Annotated in this window: 2 protein-coding genes; both read right to left on the bottom strand. The window is 73.0% G+C overall.

Annotated features, from left to right (window positions below; all coding sequences use genetic code 11):
* Positions 1-73: 73 nt before the first annotated feature.
* Entirely contained in the window at positions 74-772 is a 699-nt protein-coding gene (locus VR44_RS28395) for an MBL fold metallo-hydrolase (RefSeq protein WP_045950468.1), read from the bottom strand.
* A gap of 111 nt (positions 773-883) precedes the next feature.
* Positions 884-1,542: M20/M25/M40 family metallo-hydrolase (locus VR44_RS28390; RefSeq protein WP_045950467.1), on the bottom strand; the 659-nt coding region annotated here is incomplete at its 5' end.

Genomic DNA, 1,542 nt, shown 5'->3' with positions numbered 1-1,542 from the left:
CCGGCGGGGCTGTGAACAGCCCCGCCGGCGTTCGGGGCGACCGGGCACGGAGCGCACGTGCCGGCCCTCCGGGTCAGGAGGCGGCTGCCGCTGCCTCCTTCAGGGCCTGGGCCGTGTTCTCCGTGCGCGGGTCGCCGTGGCCGAAGCAGGCCACCGTCGGGGAGAGGGCGGCCAGGCGGTGGAAGGTGGCGATGGCCTGGGCGCGGTCGGTGTTGAACACGCCGAGCATCACCTCGCCCACCCCCGCCACGCAGTCCCCGGTGAACAGCACTCCGTGCTCCGGGAGGTGGATGCCGATGCTGCCCGGGGTGTGCCCGGGGGAGTGGACGACCACCGCCCCACCGCCGAAGGGCAGCACCTCGCCGTCCTCCAGCTCCCGGTCGACCGGGGTCGGCGGGGCCTCGGGCACCGTCATGCCGTGTGCGTAGAGCGGGACTTCCCAGTCCAGCAGGACCGGCTCGGGCACCGGCTGCTCGCCCCGCACCACCGGGGCGTCCAGCCGGTGGGCCAGGACCTCCGCGCCCCGGCGGGCGGCGAGTTCACCGGCGGAGCCGACGTGGTCGCGGTGGCAGTGGGTCAGGACGATCCGCTCCAGCCGCTCCGGCGCGAGCCCGAGGGAACGTATCGCCCCCTCGATCGCGTCGGCGGCGCCGGACGGGCCGGAGTCGATCAGGGTCAGGGCCTCCCCGGCCCGGTCCTGCCAGAGGTAGGCCTGGCCGATGGGGAAGCGCAGCATGTGCAGCCGGTTCGGGAGTACTTCGACGAGATCCATGTCCATGGGACGAACATAGGTACCAAGATCACTCCGGTGCGCGGGACTTCGCCGGGAGCGGAGTACGCCCAGGGCGCACTGCGCCCTGGGTGTACGTCAACAGGCCGGACGTCAGGCGCGCTTGGACTCCGCGTAGTTCACCAGGAACAGGGCCTCGGCCACCGACAGCCGCTCCAGTTCCTCGGGGGAGACGCTCTCGTTCACCGCGTGGATCTGCGCCTCCGGCTCGCTCAGACCGATCAGCAGCATCTCCGCCTGCGGGTAGAGGGAGGTGAGGGTGTTGCACAGCGGGATCGACCCGCCCATGCCGCTGATCTGCATCTCCTGGCCGTCGTACGCCTCGCGCAGGGCGGCGGCCATCGACGCGTACGCCGGGCTGCTCGTGTCCGCCTGGAAGGGCTGGCCCTGGCCGACGACCTCGAGCTCCAGCCTGGCCTTCCACGGGGTGTGCGCGACCAGGTGCGCCTCCAGCAGCTTGATCGCCTCGGCGGTGTCCACGCCCGGCGGCACGCGCAGGCTGATCAGCGCGCCGGCGCTCGCGTGGACGGACGGGGTCGCGCCGATCACCGGCGGGCAGTCGATGCCGAGCACGGTGACGGCCGGACGGGCCCAGAGCCGGTCCGCGATGGTGCCCTCACCGATCAGCTCCACCCCGTCCAGGACCTTCGCGTCGGCACGGAAGTCCGCCTCGGGGTACTGGAGGCCCTCCCACACCGCGTCGGAGGCCAGGCCGTCGACCGTGGTCGAGCCGTCCTCGGAGCGCAGCGAGT

The organism is Streptomyces katrae (genome assembly GCF_000966975.1).
Lineage (GTDB): Bacteria > Actinomycetota > Actinomycetes > Streptomycetales > Streptomycetaceae > Streptomyces > Streptomyces katrae.
The sequence above is the reverse complement of the archived record's forward strand: the minus strand, read 5'-3'. Positions and strand labels throughout refer to the sequence as shown.

Bases quoted from the DNA above. Each gene is read 5' to 3' on its own strand.
- VR44_RS28395 (WP_045950468.1), bottom strand. From the start codon at position 772: ATGGATCTCGTCGAAGTACTCCCGAACCGGCTGCACATGCTGCGCTTC.